Source organism: Prevotella lacticifex (genome assembly GCF_019973375.1).
In the GTDB taxonomy this organism is placed as follows: domain Bacteria; phylum Bacteroidota; class Bacteroidia; order Bacteroidales; family Bacteroidaceae; genus Prevotella; species Prevotella lacticifex.
In genome coordinates, this window is sequence record NZ_BPTV01000001.1 from 2,438,550 (window position 1) to 2,462,164 (window position 23,615).

The window sequence follows — 23,615 nt, forward strand, 5'->3', positions numbered from 1 at the left end:
TGTATAAGATGATGACAGCAAACGAAATCCGCGACTCGTACCTTAAATTCTTCGAGTCGAAAGGACACGTCATAGTACCATCGGCGCCGATCGTCGTCAAGGACGACCCCACGCTGATGTTCACCAACGCCGGCATGAACCAGTGGAAGGACATTATCCTCGGCACCAAGGAGCCGGAGCCACGCCGCCGCACCGACTCGCAGAAATGTCTCCGTGTCAGCGGCAAGCACAACGATCTCGAAGAGGTGGGCCGCGACTCGGCGCTGAGCCACCACACGATGTTCGAGATGCTCGGCAACTGGAGTTTCGGCGACTATTTCAAGGAGGGAGCCATCGACTACGCCTACGAGTATCTCGTCGACGTCCTGCACCTCGACCCTAAGGACCTCTACGTCACGGTCTTCGAGGGCGACCCCGCTGAGGGTATCACCCGCGACGACGAGGCTGCCGGCTACTGGGCAAAGCACTTCCCCGAGAACCATATCGTCAACGGCAACAAGCACGACAACTTCTGGGAGATGGGCGACACAGGACCTTGCGGTCCCTGCTCGGAGATACATATCGACTTCCGCTCTGACGAGGAGAAAGCGAAGGTGCCCGGCGAGCAGCTTGTCAACAAGGACCACCCGCAGGTCATCGAGATATGGAACATTGTCTTCATGCAGTTCAACCGCAAGGCCGACGGCAGCCTCGAGCCTCTGAAGATGCACGTTATCGATACCGGTTTAGGCTTCGAGCGTCTCGTGCGTCTGCTCCAGGGCAAGAACTCTAACTACGACACCGACATCTTCACACCGATTATCGCTGAGATCGAGCGGCTGTCGGGCAAGAAATACAACCACACATTCCCCGAGGGTCCCAATGGTGAGGGTGTCAACGAGGAGGAGAAGGTCGACATCGCCATCCGTGTCGTCGCCGACCACCTGCGTGCCGTAGCCTTCGCCATCGCCGATGGCCAGCTGCCGTCGAACGCCAAGGCCGGTTACGTCATACGGCGTATCCTCCGCCGTGCCGTCCGCTATTCCTACACGTTCCTCGGCCAGAAGCAGGCATTCATGTACAAGCTCCTGCCCGTTCTCGTACGTGAGATGGGCGAGGCCTATCCTGAGCTGAAAGCACAGCAGGAGCTCATCGGCCGTGTGATGAAGCAGGAGGAGGAGAGCTTCCTGCGCACCTTGGAGAACGGTATCCAGCTGCTCACCGAGGATATGGATGAGATGAGAGCTGCCGGCAAGAAGGAGCTCGACGGCAGCAAGGCCTTCCGCCTTTTCGATACCTACGGATTCCCTCTCGACCTCACCGAGCTTATCCTCGGCGAGAACGGCTTTACCGTCGACGAGAAGCAGTTCGACGCCGAGATGGCCCAGCAGAAGGCCCGCGCCCGCAACGCCGCTGCCGTGGAGAACGGCGACTGGGTGGTGCTCCGCGACGGTGAGCAGGAGTTTGTCGGCTACGACTACACCGAATATGAGTGCCATATCCTCCGCTACCGTAAGGTGGTGCAGAAGAAGAACACCTTCTACGAGGTGGTCCTCGACCACACACCGTTCTACGGCGAGATGGGAGGACAGGTCGGCGACAGGGGCGATCTCGTATCGGAGACAGAAACCGTACACGTCGTCGACACCAAGCGCGAGAACAACCAGAGCATACATATTATAAAGAAGCTCCCCGAGAACCCGCAGGCCGACTTCATGGCATGTGTCGACACCGACAAGCGTGAGGGCAGCGCATGCAACCACACCGCCACCCACCTCCTCGACTACGCCCTGAAACAGGTCCTCGGCGAGCAGGTGGAGCAGAAGGGATCGTATGTCGACGAGAATATCCTGCGTTTCGACTTCAACTACTTCGAGAAGGTCGACGACGAGAAAATCCGTCAGGTGGAGCGCATCGTCAATAAGATGATCCGTGAGGACCTGCCCCTCGACGAGCACCGCGACACTCCTATCGACGAGGCCCGCAAGCTCGGTGCTATCGCCCTCTTCGGCGAGAAATACGGCGACAAGGTGCGCGTGGTTCGCTTCGGACCGTCGGTAGAGTTCTGCGGCGGTATCCACGTCAAGAGCACAGGCCACATTGGATTCTTCAAGATTATCTCTGAGAGCAGCGTCGCCGCCGGCATCCGCCGTGTGGAGGCCCTCACCGGCAAGGCCGCTGAGGAGGCTGTCTACACCATCGAGGATACGTTCAACGACATCCGTGCGCTCTTCAACAACGCTAAGGACCTGCGTGCAACCATCGAAAAGTCGATCAACGAGAACAGCAACTTGAAGAAAGAGGTGGAGAGTTTCCGCCAGCAGCGTGTCGAGGAGCTGAAGACACGCCTCGTCAACGAGGCCCGCGATGTCAACGGCATAAAGGTTGTCAGCGCCATCCTCCCCATCGCCGCCAACTCGGCTAAGGACCTTGTATTCAAGGTTCGTGAGGCTATCCCCGAGAATCTCGTCTGCGTCATCGGATCCATCGCCAACGACAAGCCGTTGCTCAGCGTGATGCTGTCGGAGGATATGGTTAAGGACCATGGTCTGAACGCCGGAAAGATTGTCCGCGAGGCCGCCAAGCTCATCAAGGGTGGCGGTGGCGGTCAGCCCCACTACGCCCAGGCCGGTGGTAAGGACAAGGACGGCATTGCCGCCGCTGTCGACAAGGTCATCGAACTCTGTAAGTAATTCTCTGACCACAGTCAGAATATCATAACGCAACGGGAACAACAGAATTCCGCGGTAGACATACCCATAGGTATGCTACGCAGAATTCAGTTGTTCCCGTTGGTTGTATATATAAGATGTAGGAGAGACGCCAGAGAATGAGGTTAGCAATTCGTTGATAGCTAATGCGTTGCACGAACCCATCGACAGGAGTGGGCCGAGTGCTACAATCACGTTAGTAATACACTGATAGCCAATACGTTGCACACATCCGCCGCAGGGGAGGGGCTTATCCCGTCCTACCTGCGACGGGCAAGAATTGAAGTAAATACCCAGCAGCTACGAGGGTGGGGATAAGCCCCACCCCAACTGATGGCCGACTGTTGCAATCATCTTTGTATCAGAGGTTAGCACCGATATTCAGCAGATTTAGGGGACCATAGGCGAACAACGGACAAGCGGCACAGTGCGGTTGCAGGGACGGCCCTCGTGGCCGTCCGCTTGCCTCGAAGAGGCAAATGATAACATTTTCGGTCTAACGAACGACCGGACGGCCATAAAGCCGCCCCTGCAAGTGGTTAAGTGCAGTTCGTAATCTCTCTCTAAGCCGCAAAGGCCGCAAAGATTCCACGAAGGATTTTTTATGTTCCTTGGCCTATCCTTTGCGGTCTTTGCGGCTTTGCGAGGGTGTTCTTCTCCCTGCCAATACCAGCCCCGATGGGGCTGAATCGTCAATAACCCCGGACTAAGCGAGTGATAACGAGCGCAGTCCGGGGATAATGGATAAAGCAGGATTTAAATTCAGTGCCTCGAAGACGCACAATAGCACGTAGTGCGCAAAGTCATGATGCAGTGGTCATTACGCGCGTACCGCTTTTCAACCTCTTCGAGGCTGGTAGTGGATTTCTTGCGGCCACGTTATACCCCAGACTGCGGTCGCTGGGCTCCCTTAGTCTGGGGTTACTGAGAATTAAGCCCCGACGGGGCTTTGCGTGGCAGAGAAGAACCACAGATTTATAGGGCTACGGATGTGAGTTAATGATCCCTTTACAGGGGCGGGTAGGCAGGGTTAGGGGCCGTCCGCTTGCCTCGTAGAGGCAAATAGATACGTTTATTCGGTCTTTCAGACCGACCGGACGGCCCCTAACCCTTGCCTACCCGCTCCTGGAAAGGGATCACGGTGGCAATGCGTTTGGCTCTGAAGTGAAGAGTTCGGTGTCTAATGACAACTTTTTCAGGCATGGAAGATGAAAGAACAAGCAAAATCACGACAAACAAGATCTGGAAAAGACTCTAATCGCGTTAGCCTGTTTTGAAGGTTTTCCTTTGTGTCAGAGCCAAGATCCGACGGAGGAGGATCTGCCATTTGGGTTTCGAGGGCGGTGAGAGGTCCGACCTCTCACAAGCCCTCGAAACCCAAATGGCAAAGGGCAAGACCCTTGGCACTGGCAACAGGGTTTTATTGGTTTTGGTCTCAAGTTATGATTGTTTATTTAGACGTTGATTATCCGTAGAATGGAATCTGCGTTTAAGGAGGGCTTGGAACTGCCATTGCGTCACCCATAATCATCGTGGATAAATCAGAGTATGCTGATAATCAGAATAGAAATCCGATTCTTATTAAAAAGTGATGAAGTCAGGAAGATGTTTATGAAGCGTCAACATATATCTACGACAGTCAATCCATTGATACTTACCGTCTATGCCCCTCAAACACGCGCCATCACCCTTTCCGGAACCGAGATTTAACAAATTTCAACTATGTTTTTTTGGATGTCTCAGGAAAAGGAAATAAATTTGCAGAACAAGAACCAAATAAACTTTAAACCAACATTACTATGGAAGTCGAGAAACTTATGACCAATTTGGAGCGGAAACATCCTGGCGAGTCGGAATATCTCCAGGCCGTGAAGGAAGTACTGCTCTCTGTTCAAGACGTTTACAACCAGCATCCGGAGTTCGAGAAGGCGAAGATTATGGAGCGCCTCGTAGAGCCGGAGAGAATCATAACCTTCCGTGTGCCATGGGTCGACGATAAAGGCGAAGTGCAGGTGAACCTCGGTTACCGTGTACAGTTCAACTCGGCCATTGGCCCGTATAAAGGCGGCCTGCGCTTCCACGCGTCGGTCAACCTGTCGATACTGAAGTTCCTCGGATTCGAGCAGACCTTCAAGAATGCCCTCACTACACTGCCTATGGGCGGCGGCAAGGGCGGTTCCGACTTCTCGCCTCGCGGCAAGAGCGACGCCGAGATCATGCGGTTCTGCCAGAGTTTCATGCAGGAACTATATAAATATGTGGGACCGGAGATGGATATCCCCGCCGGCGACATCGGTGTTGGCGGCCGTGAGATAGGCTATCTCTTCGGTGAGTACAAGCGGCTGACGAGCATGTTCCAGGGCGCTACCATCACCGGAAAGGGTCTCGAATATGGCGGCAGCATCCTCCGTCCGGAGGCTACCGGCTATGGTGCCCTCTACTTCGTTCACCACATGCTCGACACCCGCGGCATCGACATCAGCGGTAAGACCATCGCTGTCAGCGGTTTCGGCAACGTGGCGTGGGGTGCTATAAAGAAAGCCACACAACTCGGTGCAAAGGTCATAACGATCAGTGGCCCAGACGGATACATCTACGATCCCGACGGCGTGTCGGGCGAGAAGATCGACTATCTGCTTGAGTTGCGCGCCAGCGGCAACGACGTCTGCCAGCCGTATGCCGACGAATTCCCCGGAGCAACCTTCTACGAGGGTAAGAAACCGTGGGAGCAGAAGGCAGACATCTACCTCACCTGTGCTACCCAGAACGAGCTCAACGGCGACGATGCCGAGAAGATTCTCGCCTACCACCCAGTGTGCGTGGCTGAGGTCAGCAATATGGGATGCACGGCAGAGGCTGTGGAGAAATTTATCAAAGCCCATCAGCTCTTCGCTCCGGGCAAGGCCGTCAACGCCGGTGGCGTGGCAACGAGCGGTCTGGAGATGTCGCAGAATATCATGCGACTGCACTGGAGCGCCGACGAGGTCGACGAGCGCCTGCACTACATCATGAAATCGATACACGAGCAGTGTGTCAAATACGGCAAACAGCCCGACGGATACATCGACTACGTCCGCGGTGCCAATGTCGCCGGATTCATGAAGGTGGCAAAGGCTATGCTCGCCCAGGGCATAGTGTAACATAAATGAGAAAATTATTATTCCTGACAGTAGCGATACTGACAATTATCAGCCTTACCGTCTGTGCACAAAATACTTACATGGACGGTAGGGCATCGTATTATCACAACAGTCTTCACGGTAGGAAGATGGCCAACGGCCAGCGCTACAACCGCGACAGCATGACGTGTGCCCACCGCTCGCTGCCTTTCGGCACGCGGCTGAGAGTGACAAACCCCATGAACGGCGAGCAGGTGATAGTGAAGGTCACCGACCGCGGACCGTATGTCCGTGGCCGTGTCATCGACCTGTCGTATGCCGCCGCACGCCGATTGGGCACCTTGCGGTCGGGGGTGGCGATGGTGCAGATAGAAATTCTGCCTGACGACAAGCCCGTACCCTACGATAGTCCTGACGTTCAGGAACTTCCGAAGGTTGAATATGGTGGTGCGGGAGTTTGCTATGAGTTCATTCCCGAATGGGAGAAGGTGAATACCAACCCTAATCCGAAACGGTTGCCGCGGAAGGTCAGCACACAGCCAAGGCACCGGCAGGGACACACAAAGTCAAAGGCAGTAGCCCAACAGCGACAGCAGGGCAGCCGCCAGCAGCAGAACCAGCAGCCGGCAAAGAAGCAAAGCGGAAGTGCATGGAGGAGTTTCTTCGACAAGGTGAAGAACGGTGTGGCCGGACTCTTCGACTAATACATTTATAATCAAAGAGTCCCGTAGTCTATAACGAAGGTGCTTTTCTTCGCCAAGACAGGACAAAAAAGATAAAAACCGAAATGAAGAAGAAAAGGATAATGACCGGGATGGCGGCTCTCGCTATGACCATAGCGGCAGGTGCGCAGACCCACGGCGGATATTTCGTCGGGAAAAATTACGTATCTTACTGCGACTCGCTGATGAACGGTGCCGACGCGGCGACGTTCGTCGACCTCGGACACGGCTATGCCAAAGACAAGAGCCACGTCTACAAGGACGGTGGCATCTTGTCGTTTGTCGACCCCGCCACATTCGCCGTAAAGGACGGTGCGGTAGCAGCAGAGAAGCCCAAGAAAGATAAAGCGGCTACTGCTGACAAGCAGCAGAAAGCTGTTTCATCCGACAGCAACGACGGCAATACTCTTCTCGACCATATCCTTGGTACCGACGAACCCGGTAACAGATATGTCATTGACGGACAGACGGTTACCTACAACGGAAAGACGGTTAAAGGTGCCGATGCCGCCACATTTAAATATGTGGGCGGCGATTATGCCGCCGACAAGCATCACGGCTACTACAAAGGGCGCATACTGAAGGATGCCTGGGGAACGGGCTATCTCAGGTATAAGGGCAACGGAACTGCCTACGACGGTGTCCACTACTACAGCAACGGCCTCCCCGTCGACCGCGACTAACAAACATGCAGCAATGTACGTTTGCAGGTGTTAGTTACATTGGCAACACATTGATAATTAATAAGTTGCACGCATCCGCTGTAGGGGCGGGGTTTATCCCCGTCCTACTGCAACGGACAAGAATTGAAGTAAATACCCCGTAGCTGCGAGGGTGGTGATAAATCCCACCCCAACTGATGGCCGAGTGCTGCAATCATCTTTGTATCAGAGGTTAGCGCAGATATTCGGCAGATTTAGGGGACCATCAACGGACAAACGGTACAGGGCGGTTGCAGGGGCGACCCTCGTGGCCGTCCGGTCGGTCGTCAGACCGAATCTCTGCAATTTTACCTACGACGACATTATACTTATCTGTTATCGGCAGCCGCACCTAACCCTACCTACCGCCCCATCAAGTGGTTAGGTGCAGTTCGTAATCTCTCTCTCGCTAAGCCGCCAGCCCGCAATGATTCCGCGAAGGATTTTTAGGCTCCTTGGCGTATCCTTTGCGGTCTTTGCGGCTTTGCGAGGGATTTCCCCTGCCACTACCAGCCCCAACGGGGCTGAATCGTCAATAACCCCGGACTAAGCGAGCGATAGCGAGCGCAGTCCGGGGAAGAAGGATGCAGACAGCTAAACATTCAGTGCCTCGAAGACGCACAATAGCACGTAGTGCGCAAAGTCATGATGCAACGGTCATTATGCGCGTACCGCTATTCAACCTCTTCGAGGCTGGTCGTGGATATCTTGCGGCCGCGTTTTACCCCAGACTGCGGTCGCTGCGCTCCCTTAGTCCGGGGTTACTGAGAATTAAGCCCCGTCGGGGCTTTGCATGGCAGAGGAAAAACACAATTGCGGTGTAGGATGGGAAAAATTCCAAGGCCGTCCTACTGTGAACGAGCGCTACAACCTCGTTGATAATCCATTGATAACCAATATGTTGCACACATCCACCGTAGGGGCGGGGTTTATCCCCGTCCTACTGCAACGGACAAGAATTGAAGTAAATGCCCCGCAGCGGCGAGGGTGGGGATAAACCCCACCCCTACGTTGGCCGAGTGCTACAATCACGTTGGTAATCCACTGATAATTAATGTATTGCACGCGGCCGTGGAATTTCCCCATTCTACTACCACAAATGAAATTGAAAACAGATATAACACCGCGATGCAAGGGTTATTGATTTTTGTTAGGACAGACCATCTTGCTGTTGAAAACGGCCTCGCTGACGAGACGGCCACGGAGGGAGCGCACACGTGGGAATGAACGGAAGTAGTCGTCGGTGGTCCGCACCCACCAATGGGCATCGACATTACGCAGACTACTGAGGCGACGTTCGAGGTCGGCGGCATAACTCGGGTTCACCGACGAGAGGAAGAAGGTGCCGTTTTTCATGCGCAGACCGAGCACGAGATAGGAAGATGGACGCTGCGCGGCACGCGGCTGCCAGTTCTTGGTTTGCGTTATGACGGAGATATGGCGCCCGAATTTACGGTTGAAGGCATCCATCATCCCACGAAAAACGATGCCATGGGGAGCTGAATCCTTTAGGCCGGTGTAGGCAATGCTGTAGTGGATCATCTCGTGAACCATCACATCCTCCACCTGGTCGTCGGTCATAAGGTAATAGTCGGTAATGCCTATGCGCTGGTCCCTGACCTTACCTGGGATATGAATTTGGCCACTGAGGACTTTCAGGGCTTGGATTCCGGAAAGTCCATGACGCGAGAAACGGCAGGTGAAATAGCCGAGACGCGTGCGCGAATGCGACACACGGATATCGGGTTCGGGAAGTTTCCCGTCGAAATACTTCACATTACAGTCGCGGAAGAGGTTTATTAAGTTTTCCTTGTTTATTTCCATAAGATTTACTCTGATTTCCCAGCGGCGCAGTTGCCCGTCGGGAGGGGGTGTCATTGTTATTCATCGGCAGGCTCCGACCGGTGAAGTGTCTGACGCTCAGGCCAATTGACGAGATAGAGATGACCCGTGGCCCGCGTGAAGGCGGTGTAGAGCCAGTGGATATAATCGGGGCCAATCATATCGTCAGTGAGGTAGCCCTGGTCGACGAACACATCGGTCCACTGTCCGCCCTGCGCCTTATGGCAGGTGACGGCATAGCCGAATTTCACCTGTAGGGCGTTATAATAGGCATCCTCGCGTAGCCCTTTCATCCTGTCGGCCTTCAACGGAATATCGGCATAGTCGTCCATGACGGCATTAAACAGCTTTTCGTTCTGCTCACGGGTGAGGGCCGGCGACTCCGACGTCAGCGCGTCGAGGATTACCGTCGTATCGAGTTCAAAGTTGTCGTAGTCGGGAAATTCCAATGACACATCGGCAAAATGAAAGCCGTAGAGATCGCGGAAGTTGCTAACCCTGCGGACGATACCGCGGTCACCATTGGCGATGAAGGCCACGGGGGCCTTCAGTTTTGGGTCGAGATATTTGTTCCGCACCACCATAAGGATATCGCCAGTGGACAGCGGTTCCTCACGGTCGAGGATGGTATTCCGGATTCCCTGGTTGTAGACGTTGGCACGCTTGTTGCTTCGGGTGATGATGATGGTGTCGTCCATTCCCGCGGTGCCGTAGCTCGTACTTATCTGTTCGATAAGCTCATTGCCGGGGACGACCCTCACATCGGGAAACGACGTATCGACCGCCACCGCCGTATCGCCGCTGTCGATGAGCGTGCGCAGGGCCGTGGCATTATGGAGGATGCCCGACCGGCTGCCCTGTCGGACGACGGTGCGCAGGTCGCACTCATGGACGTGAAGGCCGTAGGCACGGAGGACATCGGCGCTGAGGGCCGGACTTGCGGTCTCGCCGATGGGCGGCAGCTGCGCCATATCGCCGACGAGGAGCATACGACAGTTGCGGCCGCTGTAGACATAGCTTATAAGGTCGTCGAGGAGCCGGCCGCTGCCAAAGGCACTCTCGTGGCCCATATTTGAAATCATCGAGGCCTCATCGACGATAAAAAGGGTGTCGGCATATAGATTATCGTTGAGATTGAACGACCCGCCGGGACCCGAAAATGTCCGCTCACGGTATATTCTACGGTGGATGGTGAATGCCTCATGACCGCTGTTAAGTGCAAAAACCTTAGCGGCGCGGCCGGTGGGAGCCAGGAGCATGACCTTACGGCCGAGGCCGGTCATGGCCTTGACGATGGCACCGGCAAGGACGGTCTTACCCGTACCGGCGGAACCGCGGAGGACCATCACACTGTGCGGGTCGCGGTCGGTGAGGAACGAGGCAAACACCGACACGGCATCACGCTGCTCGGCGGTGGGAGTAAAATGGAACTCACCGAGGACACGGAATGTTATTTCGTCTTCAATCATTATTCTTTCGGAAAAATATTTGTACCTTTGCAAAGGTAATGTAAATCGAAGAAAATACAAAACGATTGGCATAATGAAATTCAACGTTAACTATATTCTCATCGTCTGCGTAGTGGTATTGCTGCTGCTGTGCGCCCTGAGCATAATATATCCCAACAGCTGATGGACGCCGAGAACACTAAAAACGTGAGACAGCGGCTGACCCTGCGCCTGAGCCGAACGACGATGGCTTTCGCCGCCGGTAACCCGAAGATTGACGGGAAACTGGTCTATGAGCCCTACCCTACCAACGGCAGCATATCGCTGTCGGCAAATCTGCGTGCGGCCTTCGGCGAGTCGGAACTGCTCAGGAAAGGCAGCCAGAGCGCCCTGCTGCTCACCGACTGTACGGTGATGCTCGTACCGCAGGAGGAATACGACGAGGCACAGGCCCCGAAGCTGTACCGATATACCGTAGGAGGCCATGACAACGACGATATCGCGAGGGCGGCGATACCGGAACTCGGTGTAACGGCGGTATTTGCGGTGAACCACGACGTGAGGGTGGTATTGCAGGATCATTTCAGCCGTCTGAACATCCTGCCCGTCATTCTGCCCGTCTGGCGCCATCTGTACCGAAAGGCGTTTACCGGCGCAAGAGCGAAACTCTTCGCCTATTTCCACGATAAACGGCTGAATATCTTCCGCTTTGAGCACGCCCGCTTCGCTTATGCCAACATTTTCGACTGTGAGCATGCCCACGATGCGCTGTACTTTATATTATATGTATGGAAAATGCTCGGCATGGACAACAGCAACGACGAATTGCACCTCGTGGGCGATATTCCTCATGTCGACTGGCTGAAGGAGAGTATGGCGAAATATATCAAACGGACATACATCATCAACCAGGCTGCCGACTTCGATCTCAACGCCATGGCAAAGCGCGACGACATACCTTACGACATAAAGACGCTGTATCTTTGAACCAATAAAAAGAAAAAAATGAGGGTTATTACAGGAATATACAAGGGAAGAAGATTCGATATTCCCAAGACGTTCAAGGCCAGACCGACAACGGATTTTGCCAAGGAGAATATCTTCAATGTGCTGATGGGATACATCGACTTCGACGGTGCCGAGGCCTTAGACCTCTTCGCAGGAACGGGGAGCATCTCGCTCGAACTGCTGTCGAGGGGCTGCAAGGAGGTCGTGAGCGTGGAGAAAGACCGCGATCACGCACGGTTTATCAGCCAGTGTATGCAGAAAATAGGGGCAAAGAACGATGTCCTCGTACGTGGCGACGTATTCAAATTCCTGAAAGGATGCCACAGGCAGTTCGACTTTATCTTCGCCGACCCGCCCTACGCGCTGCCAGAGCTGCCGACGATACCATCGCTGATCTTCGACTGTGGGGTGCTGAAGCCCGGTGGCGTACTGGTTTTCGAGCATGGCAAGCACAACGAATTTTCCACCCTGCCGCACTTCAGGGAGCACCGCGAATACGGTTCCGTCAACTTCTCCATCTTCACTTTAGAAGAATAACGGTGCAGCGGACATTTCACGTTGGTGACCAGAACAGATCAAAATGGCGGAAAACGCATAGTGGTAACACCCCATATATCGGGCTGATACTAAGATGTTTGGGTGATATCCGGATATGTACGCACATATCCGGGCATTGGACATATATTGAGATTCTTGAGAGACAATCGCACTAAGGACTGAGCACCGGCACTAACAAGGGCTAATTATAATATGTGTGGGATTACGGATCTTTCATTTAAATTTTGACCAACATGGCATGAATGTAGCCTTGATAGCCTCCGACAGATGCTTACTACATACCATGGTGTATATGCTATGACTCTTCTCATTAGTCTGTATTATTTAGTAGGGTCATGGAGCAACGAAAGATTACCAATAACAAGTTGTCAAGATAATTCATATTATTTCATCTTTTGCATCGTCTTTGTACAGTGCTGATTATCAACGTGTTACTAATACATGCCATTTTGCGTTCTAAAACGGTCCGTTTGGGGATGCAAAACGGACCGTTTCGCAAGCTGAAACGGACCGTTTGGGAAGCCGAAATGATATGTTTGGGAATGGTGTAAAGATATTTCGATATTAGTTTGTTGTTGCGTTGTCCTTTCCGAGCTACAAGTATAATAGAGAAAGCACTATGATGTTGATTAATCTCTGCATCCATAGTATTCACCAAGAGATTTTTAATCTTAGTGAGATATAAAATGCCCTAAGCTACATTTCCTGACTTCGTCAATACGTAACCCTAAATTGCTGAAAAAAGCGTATAACTAATTGATAACCAATGTTGTCAATTCATTCAACCAAAGATGTGATGAAGTCAGGAGAATCTGCACACGTGGCAGTAGGATGGGGATAGAACCCACTCCTACATTGGATTGGCGTAGCACCATGCCACCCTTGCAACTGCGCCGTGCCACATGTCCGTTGTGCCGCCCTAATAATCATGCACAATGCAAATGGCCATTGTTGTCACTCTTATTTGCTGACGATAAACAAATCCATCCTATTTTATTTGCTGGCAATAAACAAATCTGCCTATTTTTATTTATTGCCAATAAATAAATCCGCCTATTTTTATTTGCTGCCAATAAACAAATCCTCTACAAACTTTTTTTATGAAATTCAAAAATCGGCATAATTGTTTTGCAGTCAGCGAATTAATTATTATCTTTGCAGAAAAGTTATGATTAGCAAGGAAGTTTTTAAAACACTCATAAGAGAAGGGCAGGAACTCATCGGAGAGGTGGAGCTGAACGAGCGGCCATTCCGGTTCGAGGAGAATGGCAGGTACGTGCTTGTCGGCATCCGTCAGGCGGGCAAGTCATACCTCCTCTATCAGCGTGCGCGGCAGATGCTCAAGGGAGGCACCGACCTTCGCGACATCGTGTATATCGATTTCGACGACGAGCGGTTGTTGGGAATCGGGGTCTCCGATCTCGACAGCATCTTGCAGGCTTATTATTCGGTGCGGTCAGAAAAGCCCATACTCTTCTTCGATGAGATACAGAATGTTTCGGGCTGGGAGCATTTTGCACGGCGACTTGCCAATCAGAAATACCAGGTGTATATCACGGGCAGCAATGCGAAGATGCTCAGCCGTGATATTTCCACGACACTTGGCGGCCGCTATCTTGACGAGAAAGTTATGCCGTATTCGTTCAGCGAGTACCTCAGAGCCAAGGGCATCGTCTTAGACGACGGCTGGGAATATGGACGGCAGAAAAACGAGGTGCAACAGGCCTTCAACGATTATTTTTATTGGGGTGGTTTTCCCGAACTGCTGTTATATCACAACAAGAGAAAATGGCTGAATAATCTTTACGAAAAGATTATCTTGGGTGATGTAGTGCAGCGCAACGGCATAAAAAACGAGCAGGTCCTGCGGCTCGCCGTGAAGAAAATGGCCGAAAGCGTGAAGCAGCCGATGGCTTACAACCGGTTGGTGAATATGGTAAAGAGCACGGGACTATCGGCAAATACGGCCTCGATGATTGATTATATGCGGTATGTGCGGGAGGCCTGTCTGATGTTCACCGTCGAGAATTACGATTCGAAGTTCGTCGAGAGGGCTGTCAACAAAAAGCATTATTTCACGGATAATGGTTTGCTGAATATCTTTCTCACCGACCCGGAGACGTCGTTATTGGAGAATATCTGTGCCATTCAGCTATTCCGGCAGTATGGCGCAATCGATGACAACTCGGTGGAGCCGCGATTCTTCTATTATTATAATAATGTGGAGGTGGACTTTTACGTGCCCGATGAGGCGTATGCCGTGCAGGTGTCGTATTCGCTCGCTAATCAGAGTACGAAGAAACGTGAGGTCAACGCCCTTGTGGCCCTCAACAAACTTCGTCCTCTTCGTAAAGCACAAATCGTCACTTTCGACGAGGAAGAGACCATTGAGGCCGAAGGTCTGCATATCGGCGTTGTCCCAGTATGGAAGTGGTTGCTGACCCCAGACTTCAACAATGCGTAACCATCAATTGCTGAAATAAACTTATAACTAATTGATAATCAATACTGACAATTCATCCAACCGAAGATGTGATGAAGTCAGGAGCAGCTATCGCGCCAAAGGCTAAGCCCCAGTACTCACCGCTACCTATTATAATATGTATAGAATACGATAAAGGATAAAATCTACGTCCTCTCTATACCCCGTTCTATACCTCTGGAATTTGGAATCAGGAAAAATAAAACTTGCGATTGACTTGAGGCCAAACAAATAAAACTTGCGATTGAGAATTTGAGATCAAAACCAATAAAACCCTGTTGTCAGCGCCAAGGGCTTTGCCCTTTGCCATTTGAGGGTTGAGAGCTTGTGAGAGGCTGGGCCTCTCACCGCCCTCAACCCCCAAATGGCAGATCCTCCTCCGTCGGATCTTGGCGCTGACACAAAGAAAAACCTTCAAAACAGGCTATCGCGATGCAATTAACTTCCACCCTTCACTTCTGGGGATGTAGGCAGACAAGATGGAACATGTGTAAATATTGAGATGCGATTAACTTCTTCACTTCAAGTTCAAACGTATTGCCACCGCCTAAACCGTCTGTGCTGCTTGAACGTTATTCTGCATATCGGGCGTGCGTTAATGATTCCTTTGCAGGGGCGGCCCTTGTGGTCGTCCGCTTACCTCGAATAAGATAATAAATCCGTTTATTCGGTCTGACGACCGAATCTCTGCATTTATTTCCGACGCACAACCAGACCTGATATTCTGTGTAAACCACTGATACTAAGACGCTTGCAGCACTCTGCCGCCGTAGGGGTGGGGTTTATCCCTATCCTACCAGCTGCGGGGTAGCTACCTTAATTCTTGCCCGACGCTGGTAGGGCTGGGATAAGCCCAGCCCCTACTGTGGATAGGTGCAGCACATTGATAATCAACATGTTGCTAACGTGAATCACTTGTAGGGACGGCCATAAACTTAACATAATCGCATGGTTGTATTTTGCGGCATCAGCGGTTTTGCAGGTTTTTCTTGCGGTTGCAAGCCTGAGGCACGAAAGCTGTTTCTTCTCCGTCGCCGGCTTGCCGAAGCTTGCTTCGGAGCAAGACGGCGACGGAGAAGAAACAATGGGCGAAGCCCTTGCAAACGCAAGTGGTTTTATTTGGTTTTTGTCAGAGGAGAGTCCGCATCCCAGCCCTCTTATTATAAATATCAATCGCATTGGACATATATCGAGATGCAGGAACGGCGATAGCGCCAAGGGCTGATCACCGGCACTCACAGCGTCCTATAATAATATGTGTAGAATCCGATTGATTATAGAATCTACGCTCTACCCTCCTTTCTACCCTCCTTTCTATACCCCTGAAATTTGGATTCGGGAAAAATATTTAGTAACTTTGCACCGAAATTCAACATTGACGGCGATTCGATAAAACGTCATACCAATTCAGCGTGAGGAAAGGCCGCACGCAAATCCCGACAAGAAATATTAGCGTAATAAGCGGAAGAAAGGACAAAAGCCACGACTACATCAGCGGCGAGAGAAGACGGACGAGACTTTCCCACAGACGTTGCAGGAAGGTGCGGTTAGCCAAATCCTTGACATCCTCAAGAGGAACACAGTCGCGCTCATCGTCGGTGAAAACTTTCTTCAGGCGCAGAGCCATGTCCTTATCGTAGAAAAAGGCATTACACTCGAAGTCGTGCTCAAAGCTACGAATATCGACATTCAGCGATCCGCAGGACGCAAGACTGTCGTCGCTGACGAGAATCTTGCTGTGGTTGAATCCCGATTTATACAATATTACCTTCACTCCGGCCTCGACGGTCTCCATGACATACGACATTGTGGCCCACTGCACTATCTGTGAGTCGTTGTGGAGAGGCAGCATCAGCCGAACGTCGACGCCAGAGAGAGCCGCCGTACGCATGGCGAAGAGCACAGGCTCGGTGGGCAGGAAATATGGCGTTTCGATATATACGTATTTCTTTGCGTTGAGAATTATGCTGACATATCCTTGCTCTATCGTCGGCCAGGAGTCGGTGGGATTGCTGTTGACAATCTGCGTGAGACAGTCGGCGGATTTGGAGATGTCGGAAGGATAGTAGACGCGGTTAGATATCAGCGTCTGGTCGACGAAGTACCAGTCGATAAGGAACGTGCGCTGAAGGCCGTAGACGGCAGTGCCCTCAATCTTCATGTGGGTGTCGCGCCAGGCAGTGTGCTTATCGCCCTTGCCGAAACCCTGGACGTAGCGCAAGGCAATGTTCATGCCGCCAATAAAGCCTACACGACCGTCGATGACGATAACCTTGCGGTGGTTGCGGTAGTTGGCCTTGCTGGTGAAGACAGGGAACTTCACCGGCATGAACGGATGGACCTCGATACCCTCCTCACGCATACGCTCATAGAAGCTGTTCTTCACCTGCCAGTTGGCCACATCGTCGTAGATAAGGCGCACCTCGACACCCTCGCGAGCCTTGGCGATAAGGGCATCGGCGACAAGGCGACCAAGGGCATCGTCGGCAAAGATGAACACATCAACGTGGATATGATGACGGGCCTGGCTGATGGCACGGAGCAGAGCGGGGAAAAACTCGTAGCCGTTGGTGTAGATTTCCACCGCATTACCCTTGAAAGGCAGGGCTAACTGCTGGTTGGCAAAGAGGTCGATGAGGGTGCGGTAGACAGTAGGAATAGAGAGGTTACGCTGTTCGACGAACTCCAACATGGACCGTTTCGTCAGCTGGTCGAGGCTCTTGCTTGACACAATATGGTCACGGCGGACATTCTGTCCGAAGAAGAAATACAGTACAATGCCAAGAAGAGGGATAAACCAAAGGACGAGAATCCACGCCATCGTCTTGGCAGGCTGGCGGTTGTCCATGATGACAGCTATCATCGTGCCAATCACGACGACTGCATAAGCGACGAGGAACAACCAATGAACATAAATCATATATTTCCTTTCATTATTAGTCAGGCGGCTGACGGCTGGCGTGGTCAGACGACGATGTCGGACCCCAACTTCTGTGCGAGGATGTTTCTCACCTCCTGCATCTTCTTTATCTCAGCCATAAGCTGCATCATTCGGTCGGTATCGGTGGTATGAAGGAGTTCCTGACTTAGTTCCTTAAGGTGGCGCTTGACATACTGCAGGCGGAAGTCGAGGACAATATGTGTGACGCTGGCCCGCAGCGTATCCTCACTGGTCTTAACTTGCAGACTCTCGGAGAGTTGGAACTTGTCGGCTCCCATGCGCGAGGCTATCGTACTGATGTTGATGTCGGGGTGATGAGTGAAATATGTCAGGGCGACGAACGAGGGGTCGCCACTGTGCTCCACAGCCTCATCAAGGATAGTATTGTAGATGGGGACGGTGAAGGACAGACCGTCGAGACCGAGGTCGTAGGCCACATACTGGGCTACAGTGAGGTTGATTTTCTCTCCCGTGGCATCGTTGGTGACGTCGCGAAAGATGATTTCGTTACCATGACGTATGACGGTCTCAATAAGAATCGACTCGACCTTCGGGGCCGTGGTCATCACCTTCGAGGGTGACGGGGCCGAAGGAGAGGTTGCCGGCTGAGGAGCCGCAGTGGCTGCCGGGACCGGCGAAGGAGCCGGGGCCGCAACAGGACGGGAGCCCGCCGACTCAAGGCTTTTCCTTATCACGCGGTTCATCTGGCCTATAAGGGTTGTCTCAGGGATTCCCGTGCGCTGGGCACACTCCCTGATATAGGTATCGCGGAGGATAGGATCCTTGATGATAGCGACGCTGTTGACAATGTCGTTAATGGCCTGCGACCGCTTTATGGGGTCGGTGACACCGGCCAAGGTGCGGTTGATGCGGAAGATGACAGAGTCAGTGGAGTTGTCGGCGATGAACTTCTGAAGCTGTTCGGCAGAGTGACTCTTGGCAAAATCGTCGGGGTCCTGACCGTCGGGGAGGAAGAGCACGCTGACATTCATGCCCTCACCATGGATGAGATCGCTGTTGCGCAGTGCCGCATTGACACCGGCATCATCGCCGTCATACATAAGAGTGATATTCTCAGTGAAACGGTGCAACTTGCGTATCTGCTGAAGAGTGAGCGCGGTGCCCGAACCGGCCACGACATTCTCGGCAGAGGCCTGCGACATGCTTATAACGTCGGCCTGACCCTCAACGAGGATTACGCGGTCGGCCTTTCGTATGGCTTGCTTGGCCTGATTGAGTCCGAAGAGCTCATTACCCTTATGGTAAATCTCGGAGTCGGGCGAGTTGACATACTTCTGCATAACACCATGGGTGCGAGAGTCGAGCACACGACCGTTGAATCCCACGACCTTGCCGCTCAGACTGAACCACGGAAATATGACACGGCCGGAGAAACGGTCAACGAGTTCACCGTTGTCGCGCTCATAGCACAGGCCCGTCTTGATGAGATATTCGCGCTTGAAGCCAGCCTTCAGGGCCGCGTCGGAGAGCGCATGCCGGCTCTGTGGGGCGTAGCCGAGATGAAACTTGGCAATGGTATCGTCGCGAAAACCACGGCTGCGAAAATACTGCAGGCCGATGGCTATACCGTCGACATCGTGATGGAGGATGTCTTCAAAGTATTTCAATGCCCATTCATTGACAAGGAACATCGCCTCGCGGTCGCCTTCCTGGCGTTTTTCCTCGTCGGAAAGTTCCCGCTCACGAATCTCGATATTATACTTGCGGGCCAACCAACGGAGGGCATCAGGATAAGAAAGATTCTCCAGTTCCATGAGGAAGTTGACAGCATTGCCGCCCTTTCCGCAGGTGAAACAATGACAGATGCCGCGCGAAGGCGACACGGAGAACGAAGGATGGGTGTCGTTATGGAACGGACACAGACCTATATAGTTTATTCCGCGCTTTTTAAGCGTGACGAAGTCGGACACCACATCAACGATGTTGGTGGCGTCCATAATGCGGTCTATAGTAGCTCTGTCAATCATTGATGCAAAGATAGCAAAGAAACACGACATGAGCAAAAAAGGAACGATATTTTCTTCGCAACAGTTTATTGCACAAAAACGGCACTCTGTGCACATCATTGGCGAATATGTGCATTTTTAATGGCATTTATTTTGAAAAGGTGTAAAAACTTTGTAACTTTGCGGCCGATAATTAGAAAATAGCAAAACAACATTCAATATTTCGTATGAAATTAAACATTGTAGTACTTGCCAAGCAGGTACCAGACACACGAAATGTGGGTAAGGACGCGATGACCGCAGAAGGCACCGTCAACCGTGCCGCCCTGCCCGCCATTTTTAATCCTGAAGACTTAAACGCCTTAGAGCAGGCTCTGCGCATCAAAGACCAGAATCCAGGCTCGACAGTAACAATGCTCACGATGGGTCCTCCCCGTGCCGGAGAGATTATCCGCCAGGGTCTCTACCGTGGTGCTGACTATGGTTATCTGCTCACCGACCGCAAGAGTGCCGGTGCCGACACCCTCGCCACATCATATTTCCTTTCGAAGGGTATAGAGAAAATCGCAGAGGTGACCGGTCACATCGACCTTGTGGTAGGCGGACGGCAGGCCATCGACGGCGATACAGCCCAGGTGGGTCCGCAGGTAGCCCAGAAGCTCGGCCTTAACCAGGTGACTTACGCTGAGGAAGTGATGAACATCGAGGACGGAAAAGCAACCATCCGCCGACATATCGACGGTGGTGTGGAGACTGTTGTGGCTCCGCTGCCGGTGCTCGTCACCGTTAACGGCACTGCCGCTCCGGCTCGTCCGTGCAACGCCAAGCTCGTCATGAAATACAAGTATGCCACATGTCCTATGGAGCGCAAGGGCGATGAGCCCTGGACAGAGCTCTATGAGACGAGACCTTATCTCACCCTCGGACAGTGGAGCATTGCCGACTGCGGTGCCGACTACGACCAGTGCGGACTGGCAGGATCGCCTACAAAGGTGAAGGCCGTGAAGAACATTGTCTTCCAGGCCAAGGAAAGCAAGACCCTCACAAGCAGCGATGCTGATATCGAAGGTCTCGTAAAAGAATTGTTGGACGAAAAAATCATTGGCTAAGATATGAACAACGTATTTGTATATTGCGAAATAGAGAAGACCACTGTAGCAGAGGTCTCACAGGAGCTTCTGACCAAAGGCCGCAAACTGGCCAATGAATTAGGTGTCGACCTCAATGCTGTCGTCGCCGGCACAGGCATTAAGGGCAAAGTTGAGGACCAGATACTTCCTTATGGTGTCGACAAGCTGTTTGTCTTCGACGGTGAGGGACTCTTCCCTTACACATCGGCACCGCACACCGATATCCTCGTGAACCTCTTCAAGGAGGAGCAGCCGCAGATAGCACTCCTTGGGGCTACCGTCATAGGACGTGACCTCGGACCGCGCGTTTCGTCGTCGCTGACAAGTGGTCTGACCGCCGACTGCACACAGTTGGAGATTGGCGACTACGACGATAAGAAGAGCGGCAAGCACTACGACAAGCTGCTCTATCAGATTCGTCCGGCCTTCGGCGGCAACATCGTGGCCACAATCGTAAACCCCGACCACCGTCCACAGATGGCTACAGTTCGCAGTGGCGTCATGCAGAAGGCCCTCTACGAGGGAAAAGCAAAGGGCGAGGTGGTATATCCCGACCCAAAGAAATATGTCGACCCGGCATCGTATGCCGTCCAGGTCATAGACCGTCACGTCGAGGCAGCCAAGAACAACCTCAAGGGTGCGGCCATCGTCGTCGCCGGCGGCTACGGCATGGGCTCGAAAGAAGGATTCGACATGCTGTTCCAGCTTGCCAAGGAGCTTCATGCTGAGGTAGGCGCAAGCCGCGCAGCTGTTGACGCCGGATGGGTCGACCACGACCGTCAGATTGGTCAGACAGGTGTCACCGTGCATCCTAAGGTGTATATCGCTTGCGGCATCTCAGGCCAGATACAGCACATCGCCGGAATGCAGGACGCCGGAATCATCATCTCTGTCAACAGCGATCCCGACGCGCCAATCAACAAGATTGCCGACTATGTCATCAACGGCACCGTTGAGGAAGTCGTTCCGAAGTTAATCAAGTACTACAAACAGAACAGCAAATAAAACATGAATTACTATACAGACCATCCAGAGATTGCGTTCCACCTGAACAACCCTCTGATGAAGCGTATCGTCGACCTCAAGGAGCGCGACTACGCCGATAAGGATACTTATGCCGATGCACCTGTCAACTTTGAGGATGCCATCGAGAACTACAAGCGTCTGCTCGACATCACCGGCGATGTGGCCGCAAATATCATTGAGCCGAACTCGGAGGCTGTCGACCTTGAGGGTCCGCACCTCGTCGACGGCCGTATGCAATACGCCAGCAAGACATACGAAAACCTTGACGCTACGCGCAAGGCCGGTCTCTGGGGAATATCGATGCCCCGTCGTTTCGGCGGTCTGAACGTCCCAAACACCGTATTCTCAATGCTCTCCGAGGTTATCAGTGCTGCCGACGCAGGATTCCAGAACGTATGGTCATTGCAGAGTTGTATCGACACACTGTATGAGTTTGGTTCTAAGGAACAGCAGGAGAAGTACATTCCCCGCATCAGCAAGGGAGAGACAATGTCAATGGACCTCACCGAGCCCGACGCCGGTTCCGACCTTCAGCGCGTCATGCTCAAGGCCACACAGGATGCCGACGGCACATGGCGACTGAACGGCGTGAAGAGATTTATTACCAACGGCGACTCCGACATCCATCTCGTCCTTGCCCGCTCAGAGGAAGGCACACGCGACGGCCGCGGTCTGTCGATGTTCATCTACGACAAGAACGACGGCGGCGTAACGGTTCGCCACATCGAGAATAAGCTCGGTATCCACGGATCACCAACCTGCGAGCTCGTATTCAAGAACGCAAAGGCAGAGCTCTGCGGTGAGCGTCGCCTCGGACTTATCAAGTATGTCATGAGCCTGATGAACGGTGCCCGCCTCGGTATCGCTGCCCAGAGCGTTGGTGTGGAGCAGGAAGCTTACAACGAAGCCCTGGCCTATGCCAAGGAGCGTGAGCAGTTCGGAAAGAAGATTATCACTTTCCCGGCTGTCTACGATATGCTCTCGCGCATGAAGGCTAAGCTCGATGCCGGTCGCAGTCTGCTCTATCAGACAGCCCGTTACGTCGATATCTACAAGGCTTTGGAGGACATCTCACGCGACCGTAAGCTCACCCCCGACGAGCGTAAGGAAATGAAGAAGTACAGCCGTCTGGCCGATGCCTTCACTCCTATGGCCAAGGGTATGAACTCAGAGTATGCCAATCAGAATGCCTACGATGCCATCTCCGTTCACGGAGGCTCTGGTTTCATCATGGAATACAAGAGTCAGCGCCTGTACCGCGATGCCCGCATCTTCTCTATCTATGAGGGAACGACACAGCTGCAGGTTGTCGCTGCCGTACGCTATATCACCAACGGCACATACCTTAATATTATTAAGGAAATGGCACAGGAGGAGGTTGGCGACGACATGAAGGCTCTGAAGACCCGCGTCGAGAAGCTCATCCCGCTCTACGAGGAGGCTGTCAACAAGGTCAAGGAGGACGGCAATCAGGACGAACACGACTTCCTGGCGCGTCGTCTCTACGATATGACCGCCGATATCATCATGTCGCTGCTCATCATCAGGGATGCCAACGAGGCTCCTGAGCTCTTCGCCAAGTCGGCAAACGTCTATGTGCGTGCAGCCGAGGAAGAGGTTACAGGCCATGCAGCTTACGTCAAGGCTTTCAATGCCAGCGATTTAGATGCTTTCCGCGCCGAGGAAACCGAGGAGACCGAAGCATAAATTGATGATAAGGGAAACAGCCCTTTCCTACAAAACAATGATCCTGAAAAGGATTCGATAATTGAAACCTCAGACTAAGGGAGCAGAGCTACCTGTGTCTGGGGTTCTTTTTTTTATCCGACAAACCCTTTATCTCGTACAAGGATTATCCTTCCGAGACGGGAAACGTTATTACGAGCGCCCGGCATCAGCCACTGCGGAACGTTATTACACGAGGAACGGATCCGGACGAGCACTGGAATCACGTGTAAAAAGCCGGCAACACTAATAAAAG

At 52.7% G+C, this 23,615-nt stretch carries 14 protein-coding genes; 10 read left to right on the forward strand and 4 right to left on the reverse strand.

The genetic code is table 11. The features are described from left to right. The first annotated feature begins 8 nt into the window (after nt 1-8). The 4 genes from alaS to LDN30_RS09565 all read left to right on the forward strand — a co-directional run bounded on the left by alaS (nt 9) and on the right by LDN30_RS09565 (nt 7,214). Complete coding sequence (alaS, locus tag LDN30_RS09550; protein ID WP_223929352.1) at nt 9-2,672, forward strand: alanine--tRNA ligase; 2,664 nt, start codon at nt 9-11, stop codon at nt 2,670-2,672. A 1,817-nt stretch (nt 2,673-4,489) separates the two neighbouring features. Then, entirely contained in the window at nt 4,490-5,830 is a 1,341-nt protein-coding gene (gdhA, locus tag LDN30_RS09555) for an NADP-specific glutamate dehydrogenase (protein WP_223929353.1), read from the forward strand. A gap of 5 nt (nt 5,831-5,835) precedes the next feature. Continuing rightward, nucleotides 5,836-6,513 (forward strand): septal ring lytic transglycosylase RlpA family protein, encoded by a 678-nt coding sequence (locus LDN30_RS09560; RefSeq protein WP_223929354.1) that lies wholly within the window; start codon nt 5,836-5,838, stop codon nt 6,511-6,513. Nucleotides 6,514-6,596: 83 nt separating this feature from the next. Then, nucleotides 6,597-7,214 carry a DKNYY domain-containing protein gene (locus LDN30_RS09565; RefSeq protein WP_223929355.1) on the forward strand — a complete coding sequence of 206 codons (618 nt, stop codon included), beginning with the start codon at nt 6,597-6,599 and terminating at the stop codon, nt 7,212-7,214. A gap of 1,155 nt (nt 7,215-8,369) precedes the next feature. Here the strand turns inward: LDN30_RS09565 and LDN30_RS09570 are convergent. Together LDN30_RS09570 and LDN30_RS09575 are read right to left on the reverse strand one after the other, a co-directional pair. After that, nucleotides 8,370-9,056 carry a SprT-like domain-containing protein gene (locus LDN30_RS09570; protein WP_223929356.1) on the reverse strand — a complete coding sequence of 229 codons (687 nt, stop codon included), beginning with the start codon at nt 9,054-9,056 and terminating at the stop codon, nt 8,370-8,372. A gap of 56 nt (nt 9,057-9,112) precedes the next feature. Further along, complete coding sequence (locus LDN30_RS09575; protein ID WP_223929357.1) at nt 9,113-10,543, reverse strand: ATP-dependent DNA helicase; 1,431 nt, start codon at nt 10,541-10,543, stop codon at nt 9,113-9,115. 162 nt (nt 10,544-10,705) lie between these two features. Here LDN30_RS09575 and LDN30_RS09580 point away from each other — a divergent pair, with 162 nt between their 5' ends. The 3 genes from LDN30_RS09580 to LDN30_RS09590 all read left to right on the forward strand — a co-directional run bounded on the left by LDN30_RS09580 (nt 10,706) and on the right by LDN30_RS09590 (nt 14,552). Then, nucleotides 10,706-11,509 (forward strand): DUF3822 family protein, encoded by an 804-nt coding sequence (locus LDN30_RS09580; RefSeq protein WP_223929358.1) that lies wholly within the window; start codon nt 10,706-10,708, stop codon nt 11,507-11,509. An 18-nt stretch (nt 11,510-11,527) separates the two neighbouring features. Beyond that, nucleotides 11,528-12,067: a 16S rRNA (guanine(966)-N(2))-methyltransferase RsmD gene (rsmD, locus tag LDN30_RS09585; protein WP_223926416.1), complete on the forward strand. Its 540-nt coding sequence runs from the start codon at nt 11,528-11,530 to the stop codon at nt 12,065-12,067. A gap of 1,189 nt (nt 12,068-13,256) precedes the next feature. After that, a complete protein-coding gene (locus LDN30_RS09590; protein WP_223929359.1) occupies nt 13,257-14,552 on the forward strand; it encodes an ATP-binding protein in 1,296 nt (431 codons plus the stop codon). Between the two features lie 1,504 nt (nt 14,553-16,056). On the opposite strand, the gene cls is transcribed toward LDN30_RS09590, so the two are convergent. After that, nucleotides 16,057-17,490 (reverse strand): cardiolipin synthase, encoded by a 1,434-nt coding sequence (cls, locus tag LDN30_RS09595; RefSeq protein WP_223929360.1) that lies wholly within the window; start codon nt 17,488-17,490, stop codon nt 16,057-16,059. A 44-nt stretch (nt 17,491-17,534) separates the two neighbouring features. After that, the gene (gene dnaG, locus LDN30_RS09600) at nt 17,535-19,499 is read right to left on the reverse strand and encodes a DNA primase (protein ID WP_223929361.1); all 1,965 of its coding nucleotides are present in this window, start codon (nt 19,497-19,499) and stop codon (nt 17,535-17,537) included. A gap of 206 nt (nt 19,500-19,705) precedes the next feature. Here dnaG and LDN30_RS09605 point away from each other — a divergent pair, with 206 nt between their 5' ends. The 3 genes from LDN30_RS09605 to LDN30_RS09615 are packed head-to-tail and all read left to right on the forward strand — an operon-like array spanning nt 19,706 to nt 23,341. Further along, complete coding sequence (locus tag LDN30_RS09605) at nt 19,706-20,587, forward strand: electron transfer flavoprotein subunit beta/FixA family protein (protein ID WP_223926420.1); 882 nt, start codon at nt 19,706-19,708, stop codon at nt 20,585-20,587. A gap of 3 nt (nt 20,588-20,590) precedes the next feature. After that, entirely contained in the window at nt 20,591-21,613 is a 1,023-nt protein-coding gene (locus LDN30_RS09610; RefSeq protein ID WP_223926421.1) for an electron transfer flavoprotein subunit alpha/FixB family protein, read from the forward strand. Nucleotides 21,614-21,616: 3 nt separating this feature from the next. Then, nucleotides 21,617-23,341 carry an acyl-CoA dehydrogenase family protein gene (locus LDN30_RS09615; RefSeq protein ID WP_223929362.1) on the forward strand — a complete coding sequence of 575 codons (1,725 nt, stop codon included), beginning with the start codon at nt 21,617-21,619 and terminating at the stop codon, nt 23,339-23,341. Nucleotides 23,342-23,615 lie beyond the last annotated feature (274 nt).